Consider the following 18,939-nt stretch of genomic DNA (forward strand, 5'->3'; position numbering starts at 1 on the left):
CCATTTCGGGATCGGGGGCTCTCAGGCGTTGTCGGGCGTGAGTGCCGGCTCGTCGGGGGTGGACAGCGACAGCACCGCCTTGCGGATGTGCTGATGCCGCTCGAGTGCCTTCTCGCAGCGGTCGAGAAGCTCCGCGACGGTGTGCTCGACGTCGTCGCCGACCAGGTCGACGGCCGCCACGAGATACACCTGCCGCGGTCCGAGGTACTCCATTCGCAGCATCGTCACCCGGTCCACCTCGGGCAGGTCGAGCAGTGCCCGCAGGCCGGCCTCACGGAGCTGCGGGGACGCCTCCTCACCGACCAGGAAGCGCCGGTTGCGGTCGATCAGGATCACCGCGATCACGCCGAGGAGAATGCCGACGAGAATCGAACCGATGGCGTCGGGCACCGGGGAGCCGGTCAGCTGGTGCAACAGCACGCCGCCGAACGCGATCACCAGTCCGATCAGCGCGGCCGCGTCCTCCGCGAACACCGCGCGCACCGTGGGATCGGACGTCTTGAGGGCGTGCTCGAACAGGTCTCGGTCCGCGGTCGCCGCCTCGGCACGCACCTGCCGGAACGCCTGCCGGAACGAGATCGCCTCCAGCACGAGCGAGATGCCCAGCACCGCGTAGGCGATGCCGAAGTCGGTGGCCGGCTCCGCGTGGAACAGTTCCTGGACGCCGTGCGTGATCGAGACGCCCGAGCCGAGCGCGAAGAGACCGAGCGCGGCGAACATCGACCAGATGTACGCCTCGCGACCGTAGCCGAGCGGGTGCGCCCGGTCGGCGGCATGCCGGGACCGCCGGTTCGCGATCAGCAGCAGCACCTCGTTGCCGGTGTCGGCCCAGGAGTGGGTGGCCTCGGCGACCATCGACGCCGATCCGGTCACCGCGGCGGCGACCGACTTCGCCACGGCGATGGCCAGATTCGCCCCGAAGGCGAGCAGTACGGTCAGGGTGCTCTCCTGGTCCGCGTCCGCCGCGGTGTCGCGTTCGGTCATGGAACGAACGATACGACCGGATGCACTCGGCGGGTCCGACCGACACCGCGCAACGAGTTTGATCTTGAATTGCTAACGATCAACCGCGTATTCCGCCTATTTCCGGCACGGGATGCATACCCTGCTGACGTTCTACCGCTGCCGCGGCCACACGGTGTGGCCGCGGCTTTCCGTGTGTACCACCGAGAAGGGGCCATGATGCCGAGTACCACCATGAAGAGGATCGCCGGCGGCGCCGCGATCACCGCCGCCACCGCCGCGCTTGCCCTGGCGATGCCTGCGACGGCGTCGGCCGCGACCGCGACCGCGCCCGAGCTCAGTGCGTCGGTCAGCGGCGGGGACGTCACCTTCACTCTCACCGACCCCAACACCGGCGTGCTCGACGGGTGCGCGGCCGGCCTGGTCGACGCGGGCCGGGCGATCGAGATCTCAGCCATGCTGGCGGACATCACCAACCCGGCCAACTTCCTCGGGATCCTCAACTCGGGGGTCATCAAGGGCTCGCCGGCGGTCACCACGATCCTGGATCGGTCCGTGACGGTGACGGTCTCGAACCTGCCCGACGGCGTGTACGCCGTGGTCGGCGCGTGCGCCGGGATCACCAAGGACGCCGCGACGGCGATGAAGCCGGTGATCGTCCCGTCCGGCATCGGCAGTGTCAGTGGTGTTCTCGACTTCGGCAGCACGGTGCTCGAGAACCCGGAGGCGATCCCGGTCCTCCTCACCCTGGCCGGCGTGTCGCAGGGCAGCAGCGGCAGCAGCGGCAGCTGATCCAGAGACGCGAACGCGCGCCGTACCTTTCGGTGCGGCGCGCGTTCGCGTGTGGAGGTCGTGACTACATGCCGTAGCCGGCGGGCATCAGGACGGACTTGAGCTCGCAGTAGGCGTCGAGGCCCTCGGGGCCGTTCTCGCGGCCGATGCCGGAGTTCTTGTAGCCGCCGAACGGGGCGCCGGGATCGAAGGCGTACCAGTTGATTCCGTAGGTGCCGGTACGGATCTGCTTGGCGACCTCCAGGCCCTTCTCGACATCGGTGGTGTACACCGAGCCGGCGAGGCCGTAGTCGGAGTCGTTGGCGATCTTGATGGCCTCGTCGAGGCTGTCGTAGGGGATCACCGACAGGACGGGGCCGAAGATCTCCTCGCGCGCGATGGTCATCGAGTTGTCGACGTCGGCGAAGATGGTCGGCTCGACGAAGTAGCCCTTCTCCAGGCCGGCCGGGACACCGCCACCGAGAACGAGGCGCGCACCCTCGGCCTTGCCCTTCTCGATGTAGCCGAGGATCTTGTCGCGCTGCTTGGCGGTGATGATCGGGCCGAGCTGGGCGGCCGGGTCGTCCGGCATGCCCATCGGCAGGAACGGGGCGAAGTTCACCATCGCGTCGACGATCTCGTCGTAGCGCGAGCGCGGCGCCAGGATGCGGGTCTGGCCGACGCACGCCTGGCCGGAGTTCATCAGGCCCGACAGCACGAGCATCGGAATGGTCGCGGGGACGTCCATGTCCTCCAGCAGGATCGCGGCGGACTTGCCGCCGAGCTCCAGCGAACAGCGCTTGAGGTTCTGCGCGGCGATCGCGCCGATCTTGCGGCCGACGGCGGTGCTGCCGGTGAAGGTGACCTTGTCGACGTCGGGGTGCGAGATCAGGTATTCGCCCGTCTCCGCGCCGCCGGGAACGATGGACAGCACGCCCTCGGGCAGGCCGGCCTCCGCGAAGATCTCCGCGACGAGGTTCGCGCTCATCGGGGTCTCGGGTGCGGGCTTGAGCACCATGGTGCAGCCGGCGAGGACGGCCGGAGCGAGCTTGTTGATCAGCAGGAACAGCGGCACGTTCCACGCGATGACCGCGGCGACGACGCCGACCGGCTCACGGAAGACCTTGGTGGTGCCGAAGACGCCGGTGCGCTCCTCCTCCCACGGGAACGACTCCGCGAATCCCGCGTACGCGTTCAGCGCGGCCAGCGACGGGGTCTTCTGCATCAGTTCGACCCCGGCCCGCGGCGCACCCATCTCGGCCGAGATCAGCGAGCACAGCTCGTCGGAGCGCTCCTCGATGAGTTTGGCTGCCTTGGTGAGGATCTCGGCACGCTGCGCGGGCGACGTCTGCGGCCAGGCGCCGGACTCCAGGGTGGTGCGCGCGGCGGCGATCGCGGCGTCGATGTCGGCCGGGGCGGCGACCGGCACGCTGCCGACCCGCTCCTCGGTGGCGGGGGAGAACACCTCGAGGCGTTCGTCGGTGGACGGCGCCACCCACTGGCCGCCGATGTAGAGCTTGTCGTAGTCGGTCATGAGTTCTTCCTTGCTGGTGCGGATTTCGTGGAACGCTGGTCGGTCGTGCGGCGTCTAGGGAGCGGTGCGGGCCTCCTCGCCGGCGGCGGGTGTCACGACACCCTGGCCCAGTAGGTGCCGTCGAGCATGTCTTCGAGCGTCTTGCGGTGCAGGATCATGTCGTCCGGGTCGTCGGGTCGGGCGGACTGGCCGAACGCGATCGCCCGGCTCTGCACGCGGAACATGATCGTCGCGTGCCGCAGCGCCGCGTAGACGCTGTAGTAGTCGAGGTTCTCGGGAGTGTGTCCGGTCAGGGTCGCGTACCGGGCGGTGACGTCCTCGCGGCGCATGAAGTCCGGCAGGCCCGGCAGCCCGGCCAGGGTGGCGAGATCCTCGAAGAACCTGTGCAGGAACACCATCCACGCGACGTCCATTTCGCGGGGGCCGAGCGCGGCCATCTCCCAGTCGAGGACCGCGACCGGCGCGAAGTCGCGATACATGATGTTGCCGATCCGCGAGTCGCCCCAGCACAGGACGGCGGGCGACGGGTCGGCGGGCACGTTCGCCTCGAGCCAGCCCAGGGCCCGTTCGATCAGCGGCGACCGGGGTCCGCCCGCGGTCGCCCACTCGTAGTAGCCGCGCTGGCGGGCCAGGTGCGCCCGGAACGACTCCTCCGCACTCGATCCCGCGTCGTGCAGGCGCAGGAACCCGAAGTGCCGAACCGGGTCGGGAATCGCGTGCAGTTGCGCGAGCACCTCGACGGACGCGTCCTGCAGCGCCCGTCGCTGCTCGGGGGTGGCCTCGGACAGCCACGACCCGAAGTTGTAGGGCATCACGTCCGGCGGCACCTCGCCCTCGATGCGCTGCATCACGAAGAACGGCGCACCGAGCGCGGCGGGGTCGGGTTCGGACCAGTAGGTGGCCGGCACCGGCACCGCGGACAGTTCACCGACCGCCTTCATCACGTCGAACTGGGTGCCCATGTCGTAGCTCGGGAACACCGGCATCGAGGTGGCGCCCGGCTCGATGCGGGCGACCAGATCGTGGGTGCGGCGCGTGCCGTCCTCGGTCCACTCGGCGTCGAACAGGATGGTCTCGCTCGACATGCCGTTGGCGTCGGGGAGGTGCACCTCGCACACGCGCGGATCGGCGCCGTCGGGTAGGCGGCCGGTCAGCCAGGACTGGAGTGCGGTGCGAAGTTGCTCGGGATCGCGTCTCGAATCGCTCGGACGCGCGACCTCCGAGAAGTTCTCACCTTCGCCAAACGCGGTTTCTGCTGCGCTCACGGTGCCCTCGTTCCGTCGTCCCCGCGGGCAGGGCGGTGCGCCCGGCCGTCGAGGCAGAGTGTGGTGAGAAGCACACTAGAACACGTTACAGAGTTCCGGACGTGAATTCAGCCCCCATTTCGGTTGGACCTGTAACGAAATTGCGAAAGGTCAGTCGACCAGCGTCAACGCGCCCGCGCCGATCAGCGTCGCGCGTCCGCCGAGCGCCGCCGGGACGATCCGCAGCCCGCGGCTGAACGACAACCGCGCATGTCGCCGCGCGGCCGCCCGCATCGGCTCCCACAGCGGGGCGCCGGCCTGACCGAACCCGCCGCCGACCACCGCGAGGTCCAGGTCCAGCAGGGCCGCCGCCGATGCGATCGCCGTCCCGACCGCGGTTCCCGCCCGGTGCAGTGCCGCGAGCGCCACCCCGTCACCCGCGTCCGCCGCCCGCGACAGCTCCAGCCCCGTCGACCCCGACCAGCCGCGGGCGTTCGCCCAGCGCACCGCCGACGGTCCCGAGGCGACCGCCTCGAGGCAGCCGAATCCGCCGCAGGCACACGCGACGTCCTCGGCGCCCGGCACCACGGCGTGCCCGATGTGGCCGGCGTTGCCGGTCCGCCCGCCCGCGATCCGGCCGCCGATCAGGACCCCGCCGCCGACCCCGGTCGAGACGATCATCCCGATCTGGTTCCCGGTCCCGCGCCCCGCGCCGAACCGGTATTCGGCGAGGGTGCAGCAGGCGCCGTCGATGGCGAGGGTGACCTCCGCTTCGGGGAACAGTCCGCGGACGGCGTCGACGAGTCCGAAGCCGCCGCGCCACTCGGGGATGTTCAGCGGCCCGACCGTGCCGGCCGCGACGTCGACCGGGCCGGCCGAGCCGATCCCGATCCGTCGCACGCGGTGCCCGCCCGCGACCTCGGTCAGCAGCTTCTCGGCGACCGCCCACACGTCGGACCCCGGTGTCGCGACGCGGCGCTCGGCGACCAGCGTTCCGTCCGGCTGCACCCGCGCAGCCGCGAACTTGGTGCCACCGATGTCCAGGGCGAGCGCGGTCATCCTGCGACCATAGAGTGCGTCAGCGCCTGCGCAGGACGACGACGAGGTTCGACACCAGGATCTCGCGCACCCACGGCACCTTGACCAGCCACCACGCCCAGCGGGGGTGGTAGCGGGGGAACGCGGCGAGCAGTTCGCCGTCCGGAGTCGAACGCGCCCAGCGCAACCCGTCGGCCGCCCCGACGTCGAACAGCGACACCCCGAACCGGTTCTTCGGCTCCCTGCCGTGCTTGCGGGCGTAACGGCGGGCCGCGTACTCGCCGCCGAACGCGTGCCACGGCCCGGTCTCGTGCCCACCGAACGGGCCCCACCACAGCGTGTACGACAGCACCATCAGCCCACCGGGTCGGGTGACCCGCAGCATCTCGTCCGCCATCGTCCACGGTTCCGGCACGTGCTCGGCGACGTTCGACGAGAAGCAGATGTCGACGGACGCGTCCCGGACCGGCAGTGCCATCCCCGACCCGCGGATGCCGCCGTGCGCGGGCAGCCCGGCCGCGTGCATCTCCGTCGGATCCGGCTCCACCGGAACGTAGGTCGCGCCCGCGCCGCGGAATGCGTCGGCGAAGTAGCCGGGACCGCCACCGACGTCGAGGACCGTCAACCCGTCCAGCGTCCGGCCGGTCGCTCCCGCGTGGAGGTCGGCGATCAGTTCCAGCGAATCGGTGGCCAGGGCGCCGTAGAAGACGTCGGGGTCGGTCTGCTCGTACTTGAAGGTCGACAGCAGGTGCACCGAGCGGCGGAGGGTGGCCCGACGGGCGAAGATGCGGGTCACGGGGAGCGCGGTCACGAGGCGCCAGCCTATCGGTCCGGAAACGGTGCGGTCGGACCGCACCATCAGGCCGGGCTGAGCCGATAAGGTGTGCACCGGCCGCCGCCGCGGTCGACACGCCCGAGGTCCAGGAGTAGTGCCGTGCGCGAGGTTCTGTTGTTGTGCTGGCGCGACACCGGGCATCCCCAGGGCGGCGGCAGCGAACGCTATCTCGAGCAGGTCGGCGCCGGTCTGGCCGCGCGCGGCATCTCGGTGACACTCCGCACGGCCTCCTATCCGGGCGCCCCGCGCGAGGAAGTCGTCGACGGTATCCGGATCAGCCGGGGTGGTGGCCGGTTCACCGTCTATCCGCGTGCCCTCGCCGCGATCGCCGCCGGCCGGTTCGGTTTCGGACCGCTCAGGGGCCTCGCGCCGGACGCCGTCATCGACACCCAGAACGGCATCCCCTTCTTCGCTCGGCTGGTGGCCGGCGCCCCGAGCACCGTGCTCGTGCACCACTGCCACCGCGAGCAGTGGCCCGTGGCCGGCCGGCTGGTCGGACGGATCGGCTGGTGGGTCGAGTCCCGGCTCTCGCCGCGGCTGCACCGCGGCAACCAGTACCTGACGGTGTCGCTGCCGTCCGCGGAGGAGCTCGACGCGCTCGGCGTCGATCGCGGCCGCGTCGCCGTGGTCCGCAACGGCGTCGACCCGGTGCCCGCGACCGCGCCGGTCGGGGACGCGGGCACCCGCACGGCGCACCCGAGCATCTGCGTGTTGTCACGGCTGGTGCCGCACAAGCAGATCGAGGACGCGCTCACCGCGGTCGCGACGTTGCGGGACCGCATCCCCGCGCTGCACCTGGACGTCATCGGCGGCGGCTGGTGGGAGGAGAACCTGCGGGCCTGCGCGGCCGACCTCGGCATCGCGGACGCGGTGACCTTCCACGGTCACGTGTCCGAGCACCGCAAGCACGAACTGCTCTCCCGGGCCTGGGTGCACGTGATGCCGTCCCGCAAGGAGGGCTGGGGCCTGGCGGTGATCGAGGCGGCGCAGCACGGTGTACCGACCGTCGGCTACCGAAGCTCCCGCGGCCTGACCGATTCCATCGTGGACGGGGTCACCGGCCTGGTGGTCGGGGCCGACGTCGCCGATCCGGCCGACAACGCCGAGGACGTGACGGCGCTGACGGACGCCGTCGAGGAACTGCTGCTGGACGCGGAGCACCGCACCGAGCTGGGCGAGAAGGCGCGGTCGCGGGCGCGGGAGTTCTCGTGGTCGCAGACCGCGGCCGGCGTGCACCGGGTGCTCGCCGAATCCGCCGCCGGCCGCCACGTGTCAGGGCTGATCGGTGCGGACCCGGCGGCGATGCCGGACGCCGAGTACGCAGCCGAGTCCGCCGCCCGCTAGCAGCGCCGCCCACACCAGGTGGGCGGCGGCCAACGCGATCCGCGTCGCACCGCGCTCCGATTGCGGCGCCGGGTCGCCGGGCACCCGATAGAGGGTCAGGTGCTCGTCGCCGAAGACGTGATCCAGCCCGGCGAGCAACTCCTGGTCGCCGGGCAGGCCCGGGGTGCCCTTCTCGACGAGCACCCAGCCGACACCGAGCGCGGACAGGTCCGCCGCGGTGCCCCTGCCGAGAAGCACGAGCTCGACCTCCGCGGCCCGGCCACCCTCCCCGGTGATCTCGGTGAACCCGGCGCCGGTGAACGTCGGCTCCGAAGGGAGGACGAGGAGGCGCCCGGTCTGCGGCACGTCGAGTGGCAGCATCCGCGGCGCGGGATCCAGGACCGGCGCAGGCCCGGAGTACGGGAAGCGGCGGAACGTGCCCACCGGAAGCACCGCGACGTCGCCGTCCTCGCCGTCGAGCAGTGTCGCGACCTGCTGCCACGACGTCGGATAGTGCACCGGACGCAGCGCACCCCCCACACCCCACGCCAGGTCCGGCAGCGACAGCAGCACCGCGACGATCACGACCCCGGCGGCGACCCCGGTCCGCTCCCGGCCGCCCGTCCGCTCCGGCGCGAACACCCGACGTGCCAGGCGTGCGCCCGCCGCGACACCCGCGGCCGCGGCCAGCGCGTAGAACGGCACCGCGAGGGCCACCCACTTCTGGGCGTCGCGCAGCAACCCGTAGCCGGGCACGTGCACCATTGCCCACTCGCCGGCCACCAGGCCGGGGCCGGTCGCCGCGAGCGCGGGCAGCGCCACCGCGAGCCCCGCGAGTACGGCCAGCGCGACCAGCACCGGGTTGCCGCGCCTGCGCCACAGCGCGGGCAGCCCGCAGCCGACCACCGCGAGCAGCACGACCGTGCCGACCAGTGCCCACGGTGTCGTCCGACTGCCCGGCACCGCGTCCGCGTTCCAGATGCCGCCGAGGCCGGCGAGGCTGCCGAGTGTGGCCAGTCCCGGCTCCGCGCGCGCCGCGAACGCCGCCGCCCCGGCCGCATCCGCCCCCTGCGCGCCCGCACCCGACAGGGCCGTCGCGACCAGCCACGGCGCCGACGCCGCGACCGCGAGCGCCGCCCCGACGCCGACACGAGGCATGCGCGGAGCCCGGCCGCCCGGTGCCGCGAGCAGCACCAGCGTCAGCAGCGATGCCAGCACCGCGCCGGTCGGGGTCAGCCCGGCCGCGGCCAGCGGCAGGGCGAGCGGGGCCCACAGCAGTGGGGAGCGGAGCGTGCGCTCGCGGCGAATCCTCTGCGCCGCCACCACGATCCACGGCAGCGCCGCGTACCCGGCCAGCAGACTCCAGTGCCCCTGCAGCAGGCGCTCGGCGACATACGGGTTCCACAGCGTCACCGTCGACGCCACCAGCCGGGCGGCGGTTCCGGCGGAGGGCAGGAGGGCCGCCACCATGCGCGCCGCGCCCCACCCGGCCGCCCACAATGCGAGCAGCAGGATCGCCTTGACCACGATGCCGCCGTCCACGACCGTCGACGCCGCCGCGACCGCCACGTCCTGCGGCACCGCCCGCGCCGCCGCGTCCGACAGCCCCAACGCCGAATCGGTCAGGTACGACCGCGGAGTGCTCACCGCGTCCCGCAGCAGCAGATACCCGGGCCCGAGCAGCGGACCCAGAATCAGCAACGTCAACGCCAGGCTGTACCCGGGCACCAGGAACAGGGCCGGCCGTGCGGGCCCGGGGGCCCGGGTGAGCCCCACGGGCCGCTCGATCATGGACCACACGTTATAGGGGACGTGCGGGCGTATTCGGGCGGCGGTGGGGGACACGCGTGGCCGGGTGCCATCATGGGCGGATGACACCTCGCCCCGCCGCCGGCTCCGCCGTGGCCGGGATGACGATGGTGACCGCCGGGTCGATGACCGCGAACGCCCTGTCCTACCTGCTGGCGCTGCTCGCCGCCCGGTGGCTCGGCCCGGCCGGGTACGGAGAGTTCGCCGCGCTCACCGCCGCGCAGCTGGTCCTTGCGGTGCCCGCCCTCGCCCTGCAGACCGTCATCGCGCGGGAGGTGGTGCTCGGCGGCGACGACGCCGCGCTGCGCCGCCTGGCCGCCCGCGCCACGGCCATCGTCGCGGTCCTCGCGGCGCTGCTGGTCGTCCCCATCGCCACGATCCTGGACACCGGGGTCGCCGCGACCGCGGCCGCGCTGCTCACCGCGCCGATGCTGGTGCTCCTGGCCGGTGAGCAGGGCCTGCTGCAGGGCGTCGGGAGGTTCGCGGCGCTGGCGGTGGTGCTCGCCGCGGCAGGCATCGGGAAGGTGGCACCCGCGGTCGCCGTGCTGGTGCTCGGCGGCGGTCCCGGGGCCGCCCTCACCGCATCCGCGGTCGGGACCGGCGCGGTCGCGGTCGCCGCGCGGCTGCTCACCGGAGACGGTCCGCCGCGCGCGACCCCACGGACCGCGGTCGCCCTCGCCGCCGTGCTGCGGGCCTCGCAGGTGCAGCTCGCGTTGATCGTGCTCTCGTCGGTGGACGTGCTGCTCGCGCGGATCGTGCTCGACGAGCACCAGGCCGGGCAGTACGCACTCGGCGCGGTCGCCACCAAGGTCGCGTTCTGGCTGCCCGCCGCGGTCGGGGTGGTGCTGTACCCGCGGATGGCCAACCCGGAGCACTCGGCGCAGGCGGTGCGCTCGGCGCTCGGCGTGCTGGTCGCGGTCGGCGCCGTCACGGTCGTCGCGGCCGCGGTCGTCGCGCCGCTCGTCCCCGCGCTGCTCGGGGAGTCGTACGCTCCGGTGCGGGGACTGCTGTGGGCGTTCGCGCTCTCCGGTGCCTGCCTGGCGGTCCTGCAGGGTGCGCTGCTGTCGGCGATCGCGCGGGAACGCACGTGGCTGGCGGGCGTCGCCTGGTTGGGTCTGGCGGTCGAGGTGGCGGTGGTCCTCACGGCGGTGACGAGCATGTCGCAGCTGATTGCCGTCGCGGCCACCGTCGCCGCCGTCACCGCGGCCGCCGCGAGCCTGCTGGTACTGCGCGGCGCCGAACCGCCCTCCCCGGGGTTCCCGAATGTCCCATCGGATCGCTCCGACTGAACGAACGGGTCATCGGGTAAGTCCCGGGGGGCTCACAGCCGCACCCCGACCTCCGCGAGCCGTCGCCGCAGCCGGGTGACGTGCCCGCCGGGCCAGTACACCCGACCGCAGTCGCGGCACCGGCTGAACCGGGTCTGTTCGCGGGCGACGCTGCCGGGCACCCGGTCCCGCACCCGACCCCGCGCGACCGGGTCGAGCACACCGTTGCAGCGCGCGCACCTCGTCAACGCCCGGATCTGCCCGTGCAGGTCGAACCGGTCGAGCACCTCCCGCAGCTGGAGGCGCGGCTCGGTGGCGTGCACGAACGCGCCCCGCGTCACCGCGGACCGGCGCAGCAGCCCGACGTCGCGGGTCAGCAGGGTGCGTGACTCGGAGACGGACACCGCGACCAGGTCGGCGTCGTCGGCGTCGTTGCGGTACCGGCAGTCGAAGCCGAGCAGGCGCAGGTACGACGCCAGCCTGCCCAGGTGCACGTCGGCAACGAACCGGGGTTGCCGCAGTGGTCGCGGCCGCAGCCGGGTCGTTCCCGACAGGTCGAAGCGTTCGAACACCGGGTACACCGCGACCCGTTCGCCGCCGCGCAGCAGCCGGTCGAATCCGACGGGTGCACCGTCGACGAGGATCAGGTCCACCTCGGTGTGCGGCACCCCGAACGCCTCGATGCGGTCCTTCACCGAGGGGGTGCCGGTGAAGTCGTGCCGGAAGGTCCGCCTGCGCAGACTCGGCGCGAGGAAGTCGTTCAGCTCCTCGTAGAAGCGGAACTCGCAGTGCCGGTCGGTGACAGCCATACAGCCCCCGGCCTCAACCTACGCCCGCCGGGACCGACCGAATGGGTCACCTGGACGGTCTGAGTGACCGAATGGCCCATTCGGTCACACCGGGGGTGGTGCAACGCGAAGGGCCCGCACTCGGTGAGTGCGGGCCCTTCGCTGCATCTGTCTACAGACGGGTGGTCGGCGGATCCTGGTCGGGCTTGACCTGCGGGATCTCGACGGTCTCGTCGGAGGTGTAGTCGTGGCGCGGGATCAGCTCGGTGTCGGGCTCGTTGTAGTTGCCCGAGTGGGTGTCCGGCGCGGTGCCACCCTCCGGGGCGACCGGGGCGCCACCGGCGACGGCCGGCTTCGCGCCGCCGCGGCCACCGCGGGTGCCGAGGAAGATGCCGGCGATCAGCGAGATCAGGCCGAGGATGCCGGCGATGATCGGCACGGTGCGACCGAAGACCGCCAGCTTGTCCTGGCCGTCCTTGGCCTGCCCGATCTGGTACTCGATGGTGTCCTCGTTGAACGGCAGCGTCGCCTTGAGCACGGTCACCTCGGGCTTGTCCGCGGTGCGCGCGTAGTACTGGTACAGCTGCTCCTGGCCCTTGACGACGACGCCGGTGACCGGGTCGACCCACACGTCGCGCTCGTTCTCGTAGAAGCGGGTCATCGTGACGGGGGCGTCGCCGCCCTCCACGCCCCAGGTGGCCGCGGGCAGCGAGAGCTTGTTGGTCGGCGAGGCGACGACCTTCGACAGGTCGACCGGGCCGACCTTCTGGTTGTAGTGGTACACCTTCATCCCGTTGATCTCCGTCTCCTCGACGAAGTCGATGTCCTTGGACTCGCGGGCGTTGATGTCGAAGTACGGGTACGCCTTCTGCTCGGCGTCGAACGGCCACTTGTACTGCAGGCCGGTGTGCTCGACCTCCTCGGCCGGCTTGTTGGCGTCGGTCTGGATGGTGCCGATCGGGTCCTGGATCGGCATCGAGCTCACGCGGTCCAGGGTGACGCGGTCGATGGTCGCGGTCAGCAGGCCGGTGTCGCCCTGCTTGTCGGTGCGGCGCAGCGTCTGACCGGCCTGGACGGTGATGCGGTCGGCGTCGGACGGGTCGACGACGGTGACGTAGCGCTGCGCGACGAGCGGCACGTCGGTGTTGACGACGGCCTTGCCCGCGGTCAGCGACTTGGAGTCGAGGACCTCACCCTTGCCCTCGGCGATCGTCGTGACCTCGAGGTCGAGCGGGGTCTTCTTGAGCTTGCCGACGGTGTACGTCGGGATCAGCAGAGCGGCTGCCAGTAGGAATGCGCCGAGCCCCACCAGAATGCAGGCGAGTGTTCTGCTCGGCCCTGAGCGTTCCGCCATCCGTGAATCTCCTTCGTCTCCTGATGAGCCCGTCTTCCGATGAGCCGCCCCTGTGATGCGGTGACTGGCGCCGCATCGATCGCAGAGTGTCGCAAAACGACACCCAGTGAGCCCAGACAGTAACAGTGTCGAGCGCTCGATTGCGCTGGCACGCCAGATATTGCACGCGGTACGAAACTCGTCGGTACGTCCGATCTGTCCCACGCCGGGCACACTGGACGCGAAATGGATATCACCGCAGCTCCCACAGCCACCCCGTCGACCGCCCCGCACCTGGCGGCGCGCGGATTCGTCCCCGCGCTCGAGGGCATGCGCGGACTGGCCGCGCTCGGGGTGCTGCTCACCCACGTCGCTTTTCAGACCGGGGCGGTGTCGACACCGGTACTCGGACGGGTGTGGGGGCGATTCGACCTGGCCGTGGCGGTGTTCTTCGCTCTGTCCGGGTTCCTGTTGTGGCGTCCGCATGCCGCGGCCGCGCGGGGCCTCGGCGCCCGTCCCCGAACCGGCCGGTACTTCCTGCACCGCGCGGTCCGCATCCTGCCCGCCTATTGGGTCGTCGTCGTGGTGGTACTGATCTTCCTGCCTGCCGCGGGCGGCGGGTGGAAGGTGTGGGCGGCGAACCTGGGCCTGGTGCAGGTGTTCGTGCCGCTGACACTGACCGATGGCTTGACCCAGATGTGGAGCCTGTCGGTGGAGGTGGCGTTCTATCTGGTGCTGCCGCTGCTGGCGTTTGCTCTGGTCCGGTTGCGCGGCGCGGCGGCGCGGTGGCGGATCCCCGTGCTGCTCACGGCAATGGCGGTGAGCCTGGGCTGGGGATTCCTGCCGATCCCCACCCCCGACGGCATCCACTCCGACAACTGGCTGCCCGGTTACCTGCCGTGGTTCGGCGCCGGGATGCTGCTCGCCGAACTCGTCATGCTTTCGGACGGCCCGGTGCACCGGTTCGCCCGCCGCCGCGGGGTGATGGCCGCGGTCGCGGTGGTCGCGTTCGGGCTCTCCTGCACCGACCTCGCCGGCCCGGAGGGCCTCGTCCGCGCGGCGCCGTGGCAGTACGCGGTGAAGATCGCGCTCGGTGCGGTGCTGGCGTTCGCGCTGCTCGCCCCGCTGGTGCTCGGCGACGGAATCCGGCACCGGCTGCTCGCGGGCCCGGCCGCGCTGGCGGCCGGGCGCTGGTCGTACGGCGTGTTCATCTGGCACCTGCTGGTGCTGTCCATCGTGTTCCCGGTGTTCGGCATCCTGCCGTTCGACGGGCACTTCGTCTTCGTGCTCGTGGTGACGGTGGTGCTGAGCCTGGCGGTGGCGTCCGCGAGTTACGCGCTGGTCGAGGAGCCCGCGCGCCGCGCCCTGGCCCGGCGGGAGGCCAGGCGGCGTGCGGCGGTCGCTGACAGCGGCACCGCGGACCATCCGACCGCGACGACCGCGACCAGCGCCGTCAGCTGAACCAGCCACGAGTGCCCGACGTAGCCGCCGGGGAACCGCCACGGCCCGGTCGAGAGCAGCGCGGCGCCGACCGCGGTGCCGATCCCCGCGGCGCCGACCAGGACGCGGGCCGCGGTCACGGGTCCGCGCGCCCGGCCGATGCCCGCGACCGCGGCGAGGACCGCGACCGCGACCAGGGCGCCGGGCCAGCCGGCCACCACCGTCGCGGTGGCCAGCACGCCCGCGGCCCCGGCAGCGGTGCTGTGCCAGGTGCGCGGCGCAGGCCCGGGATCGCGTCCCGGCCGGCGCCGGGGCCACAGCGCGAACACGAACAGCGGGATCAGCGCGAGCAGTCCGGCGAAGATGCCGAGCCGGTACCAGCGGTCGGTGGGGAACTCGAGGGTGACGGTGCCGTCGGTGCCGGCCGGCACGATCCAGCCCTGCTGCCAGCCGTCCACCACGACCGGGGCCAGTTCGGTGCCGTCCGGGGCGGTGGCGACCCAGCCGATGTTCTGCGACTCCGGGTTCACCAGGAGCCGGTCCTCGGCACCGGCCGTGACGGTCAGTTCGCGTTGGTTCGCCGTCCAGGCGGTGGTCGACACGGGGTCCAGGCGCTGCGGGGTGGATGTCGGCGCGGCGGCGTCGAGGCGGAGTCCGTCGACGGTGAACGCGGGTCCGGGCGCCACCACCACCGACGGTGATCCCGCGGGCAGCGGAACCGGGGCGGTGCCATCGGCCGGCCCGAACGGTCCGTCGACCGCGCACACGGTCGCGGGAACGGGTGCGCCGGAACGCAACTGCAGAGCGGTCGCGGTGACGGTGGTGTGGACCACGGACCCGGCGAACGAGACGACCGGGCCGTCCGCGCACCCGACCGTGACGGTGCGGTCACCGGCCGGGACGTCCGAGATTCCGGTGCCCGCGACGGTGACGGTCGCGCCCTCGGCGTCGGTGCCGAGCACGCCGATCTCGGCGAACCCGGGCGGCGCCGGCTGCGCGAAGCCGAGCGCGGTCTGGTCCAGCACGTCGTCCCAGTCGACGATGCTGACCACGATGCGGTCGGTGACCCTCGGGTTCAGTGCGATCCGGTCGCCGTCGGTCAGGTCCCGCACCTGTGGGCCGGCGCCGAGGTCGACGGCGACGCGGGTGGCGCGGGCGGGAAGTGCCCCGGTACTCGGGGTCAGTTCCAGCCCGGAGACCTCCACGGGTGCCGGCAGGGTCAGTGTGATCGTCGGCTTCGGGCCCTTGCCGTCGATGCTGTCGCGGGAGGCGGTCCAGCTGGTCCGCCTGTCGCCGTCGACGGCTGCGGCCGGGGAACTGCGCACGTCCGACACGGCTGCGTCGCCGCTCGCCCGCGGCCGGGCCGGGTCGGCGAGGATCGCCTCGAGTTCGGGGCCCTGGCGCGAGCGGACCAGCAGGCGCGGTGCCACCGCGGTGTCCTGCGGCACCGACAGGGTGCGTTCGAAGACGCCGGGCTCCTCCGGCTGCAGGGCGAGTCCGGGGTGGCAGCGCACCTGGTCCTCCGCCTCGACGCAGGCGGTGCGGCCGGGCAGTTCCTGGCCGAGGTCCCAGCCGAGGACGGTCGCGCCGGCGGGGGTCGGCGGCAGGACGGTGTGGTGCCGGATCGGCACCGTCACCGGATCGTCGCGGTCGGTGAAGTCGTCGACGGACAGCTCGCTGATTCCGAACTGCGTTCCGACGGAACCGTCCTCGGTGTGGGTGGCGGTGATCTTCACCCAGTCGGTACGGCCCGGCGGCAGCGACACCTTGAGTGGCTCCCCGGGTTCGGAAACCCGGACGGCGGTGCTGCCGTTGGCGGTGGTGACCTCGAGCTGCTTGACGGGCACACCGAGAGCGGCCGCGCTGGTCCGCAGGTGCAGCAGCGCGCTCGTGACCGGCTCGTCGAAGTCGATTCGAAGCCATTGCCCCAGAGCGCTTTCCAGGCCGTTGCTGAACCAGCCGGTGGCCTGGTCGCCGTCCACGACCGCGGCCGGTCCGCTGCCCGGTGCCGTCCCGCCGAGCTGGGTGGCGTCGGCCGCCGAACTCGACACGGTGATCCGGGCACCCTCCCACCGGCCGGTGACCAGCTCCGCTCCGTCGACGGGGTAGTCAGCGACCAGGTTGTGGGTCCGGCGCGCGTCGTCAGGGTCGCGCAGCGCGGAGCTGTGGTTGTCGACCTGCCCGAAGTCGGTCTCCCGGTCGGTGGGGGTGTCGGTGACGGTGACGGTGTCCATCGGCAGTCCGGCGCGGGCGGCGTCCGCGGCAAGCAGCACCGGACCGGCGGGCACCCCGTCTCCGTCCTGCGCGCGCCGGGCCGCCAGCCGTTGGAGCGATTCGGGGCCGCCCTGCACGAACGGGACATCGGCCAGGTCGACGGTGTACGGGCCCGCGGGCGGTGCGGCGGGGCCCGACTCCGGGGCGTCGACCCGGAAGATCTCGATCGCCGGGTAGCGGGGCCGCAGGTCGCCGTCGGCGACGATGCCCTCCACCTCGCCCGGGCCGACGTCCTCCCCGAACGTCGCGACGCGGGTCAGGCCGGGGGAGCCCTCGATCGCCCGATGCACAAGCAGGGGCCGGGTGGACCGGGACGACTCGGGGTCGAGGTCGTTGCGGACCACGACGAACCGGATGCCCTGCCCGAGCAGGGTCTGCGCGAGCCCGGCGGACGGGCTGCCGTCGGCGATCAGGCGCTGGACGGAGTCGAGGGCGCGGATCGCGCCGGGCGGCACCAGCGGCACCGCGTCGCGGGACGCCCACGGGGTCGACGCGAGGGCCTGCAGGGGCTCGTCCCGGGTCAGGCCCCACACCTGCGCGGCGAACGGCGCCCCCGGCACCACCAGCGCGCGGGCGGCGTCCGACCCGTCGGGTGAGGCGCCGGCGGCGTGGTCGCCGAGCCAGTCGGCGGCCTCGTGCCAGTAGGCGGGGACCTCGTCGTAGGCGCCGCGGGGAGCGAGCTTGCCGGTCCACGCGAGCGACGTCGCGAGCGTGAGCGCGACCAGGATCAGGCTGGTCACCGCCACCATCGGTTCGCGTTCGGGGTGGGCGAACGCGCTGCGCCAGCGTCGCGTCGGCACCGATCCGGGGAGGGGCACCTTCGCCAGCAGGTGTGCGAGCCCGAGCACGAGCGGCAGCCGGACGAGCGGTTCGAGCTTGTGCACGTTGCGCAGCGGCGCGCCGCCGGAGTCCAGGAAGGTGCGGACGGTGTCGGCGATCGGTGATCCGAGTTCTCCGACGTAGCCGGCGCCGAGCCCGGCGAGACCGACGAACAGGATCAGCGTCAGCCGGCCCTTCGCGGGCATCGACCGCATCGCCAGGCCGGCCATCCCGGCGGCGGCGAGCGCGCCGGTCGCCACGACGGCGGCGGGCTGCGTGACGAGCACGGCGCCTGCGATCCGTTCGGGGGAGACGAACGGGGTCCAGCTGTCGGTGCCGCGCAGCACCTCGGTCAGGCTGGTCCACTGCGTCGTCACCCCGGACGACTCGATGTAGTCGAGGAACGGTGGACTGACCTTGCCGAGCAGCAGCAGCGGCACGATCCACCACACCGTGGCAACCACGCACAGCGGAAGCCACCACGCGGTGAACACCCACCAGCGCCGGTTCGGCCGGTGCGCGATCCACCACAGGGCGGTCACAAGGCACGCCGCCGCGGTTGCGACGGCGTTCACCGCGCCCATCAGCGCGACCGCGACCGCCGACTGCGCCGCCAGCCGAGGCAGCTGCGCTGCTCGTGCGTGGTTTGCGGGTCGAGAGACCCCCGAACCACGCACGAGCGCCGAAGGCGCCTGCAGGGCCAGGACCACCGGCAGCAGCACCCACGGGGCGAGCATCATCGGCAGCGTCTCGGAGGAGATCGAGCCGAGGGTGGTCAGGACGCGCGGTGAGAGCACGAAGGCGATCGCCGCGATGATGCGGGAGCTGCGGGAGCCGACACCGAGCGCTTCGGCGAGCCGGATGATGCCCCAGAATCCGGCGATGAGCAGCAGTGCCCACCAGATCCGCTGGGTGATCCACGGCGGGACGTGCAGGACGTGTCCGACGCCGAAAAAGGCGCCGTGCGGGAAGAAGTAGCCGTAGGCCTGGTTCTGCACCTGCCCGAGGGGTGCGAGCGACGACCACTGGTGCGACGCCCGCTCGAGGAAGCCGAGCGGGTTCTGCGTCAGGTCGTACTTGGTGTCGGCGACCAGTCGGCCCGGCGCCTGAGCGAATGCGAGCAGAAACGCGACGACCGAGGCGCCGACCAGCCACCGCCGGGTCAGCGGTGCGGTGGTCGGCGTCTCGGTGATCGCGTCGTGGGGGATGGAGATCGGCGAGTGACCCTGCCACTCGCCCTTAGTGGTGCTGTTAACGGCTGCCGTACTCCACCTGGTTCAGCAGCGACGAGTTCGCGTTCCCGGTCCGGTCGATGTCCGGGCGGGTGTTGTCCGAGGCGGCTGCGGTGACGCCGAAGACGGTGGCCAGTCCGAGGACCGCGCCGATCACTGCACTTGCCACACCGGGGACAAGGAACTTCATCTCGGATCTCCCAATTGCTGCTGCCTGACGGAAACGTTCGCGCCAAGGTATCACCCGCCCGGTCCGTTTCGGGGCGGC

Annotated in this window: 13 protein-coding genes and 1 pseudogene; 4 read left to right on the forward strand and 10 right to left on the reverse strand. The window is 72.3% G+C overall.

Annotated features, from left to right (window positions below; translation table 11 throughout):
• Window positions 1-21 precede the first annotated feature (21 nt).
• Window positions 22-984: a cation diffusion facilitator family transporter gene (locus ACWDU4_RS01235; RefSeq protein WP_450112004.1), complete on the reverse strand. Its 963-nt coding sequence runs from the start codon at window positions 982-984 to the stop codon at window positions 22-24.
• A 198-nt stretch (window positions 985-1,182) separates the two neighbouring features.
• Between ACWDU4_RS01235 and ACWDU4_RS01240 the strand changes: the two genes are divergently transcribed.
• Complete coding sequence (locus tag ACWDU4_RS01240) at window positions 1,183-1,755, forward strand: hypothetical protein (protein WP_450112005.1); 573 nt, start codon at window positions 1,183-1,185, stop codon at window positions 1,753-1,755.
• 64 nt (window positions 1,756-1,819) lie between these two features.
• Here the strand turns inward: ACWDU4_RS01240 and ACWDU4_RS01245 are convergent, their stop codons facing one another.
• The 4 genes from ACWDU4_RS01245 to ACWDU4_RS01260 form a co-directional block, all read right to left on the reverse strand.
• Window positions 1,820-3,268, reverse strand: coding sequence for an aldehyde dehydrogenase (locus ACWDU4_RS01245; protein WP_450112006.1), 1,449 nt, complete (start codon window positions 3,266-3,268; stop codon window positions 1,820-1,822).
• A 92-nt stretch (window positions 3,269-3,360) separates the two neighbouring features.
• Window positions 3,361-4,533: a phosphotransferase family protein gene (locus ACWDU4_RS01250; protein WP_450112007.1), complete on the reverse strand. Its 1,173-nt coding sequence runs from the start codon at window positions 4,531-4,533 to the stop codon at window positions 3,361-3,363.
• Between the two features lie 150 nt (window positions 4,534-4,683).
• Window positions 4,684-5,571, reverse strand: a complete 888-nt coding sequence (locus tag ACWDU4_RS01255) for an ROK family protein (RefSeq protein ID WP_450112008.1) — start codon at window positions 5,569-5,571, stop codon at window positions 4,684-4,686.
• A 19-nt stretch (window positions 5,572-5,590) separates the two neighbouring features.
• A complete protein-coding gene (locus tag ACWDU4_RS01260; RefSeq protein ID WP_450112060.1) occupies window positions 5,591-6,346 on the reverse strand; it encodes a class I SAM-dependent methyltransferase in 756 nt (251 codons plus the stop codon).
• Window positions 6,347-6,484: 138 nt separating this feature from the next.
• On the opposite strand from ACWDU4_RS01260, the gene ACWDU4_RS01265 reads away from it, so the two are divergent.
• Window positions 6,485-7,729 (forward strand): glycosyltransferase family 4 protein, encoded by a 1,245-nt coding sequence (locus tag ACWDU4_RS01265; protein ID WP_450112009.1) that lies wholly within the window; start codon window positions 6,485-6,487, stop codon window positions 7,727-7,729.
• Here the strand turns inward: ACWDU4_RS01265 and ACWDU4_RS01270 are convergent.
• Entirely contained in the window at window positions 7,658-9,499 is a 1,842-nt protein-coding gene (locus ACWDU4_RS01270) for a hypothetical protein (protein WP_450112010.1), read from the reverse strand. The genes ACWDU4_RS01265 and ACWDU4_RS01270 overlap by 72 nt on opposite strands.
• 80 nt (window positions 9,500-9,579) lie before the next feature.
• Between ACWDU4_RS01270 and ACWDU4_RS01275 the strand changes: the two genes are divergently transcribed.
• The gene (locus ACWDU4_RS01275) at window positions 9,580-10,806 is read left to right on the forward strand and encodes a polysaccharide biosynthesis protein (RefSeq protein ID WP_450112011.1); all 1,227 of its coding nucleotides are present in this window, start codon (window positions 9,580-9,582) and stop codon (window positions 10,804-10,806) included.
• A gap of 32 nt (window positions 10,807-10,838) precedes the next feature.
• Here ACWDU4_RS01275 and ACWDU4_RS01280 read toward each other — a convergent pair whose 3' ends face one another.
• Both ACWDU4_RS01280 and ACWDU4_RS01285 read right to left on the reverse strand, forming a co-directional pair.
• Window positions 10,839-11,594: a Mut7-C RNAse domain-containing protein gene (locus tag ACWDU4_RS01280; RefSeq protein ID WP_450112012.1), complete on the reverse strand. Its 756-nt coding sequence runs from the start codon at window positions 11,592-11,594 to the stop codon at window positions 10,839-10,841.
• A gap of 151 nt (window positions 11,595-11,745) precedes the next feature.
• Window positions 11,746-12,927 carry a DUF3068 domain-containing protein gene (locus ACWDU4_RS01285; protein ID WP_450112013.1) on the reverse strand — a complete coding sequence of 394 codons (1,182 nt, stop codon included), beginning with the start codon at window positions 12,925-12,927 and terminating at the stop codon, window positions 11,746-11,748.
• A 225-nt stretch (window positions 12,928-13,152) separates the two neighbouring features.
• Between ACWDU4_RS01285 and ACWDU4_RS01290 the strand changes: the two are divergent.
• Window positions 13,153-14,214: pseudogene (locus ACWDU4_RS01290) on the forward strand (acyltransferase family protein); the annotation flags it as partial.
• A gap of 23 nt (window positions 14,215-14,237) precedes the next feature.
• On the opposite strand, the gene ACWDU4_RS01295 reads toward ACWDU4_RS01290, so the two are convergent.
• Complete coding sequence (locus tag ACWDU4_RS01295; RefSeq protein ID WP_450112061.1) at window positions 14,238-18,632, reverse strand: alpha-(1->3)-arabinofuranosyltransferase; 4,395 nt, start codon at window positions 18,630-18,632, stop codon at window positions 14,238-14,240.
• 58 nt (window positions 18,633-18,690) lie between these two features.
• Window positions 18,691-18,861 (reverse strand): DUF2613 domain-containing protein, encoded by a 171-nt coding sequence (locus ACWDU4_RS01300; RefSeq protein WP_450112014.1) that lies wholly within the window; start codon window positions 18,859-18,861, stop codon window positions 18,691-18,693.
• Window positions 18,862-18,939 lie beyond the last annotated feature (78 nt).

The organism is Rhodococcus sp. NPDC003348 (genome assembly GCF_053589375.1).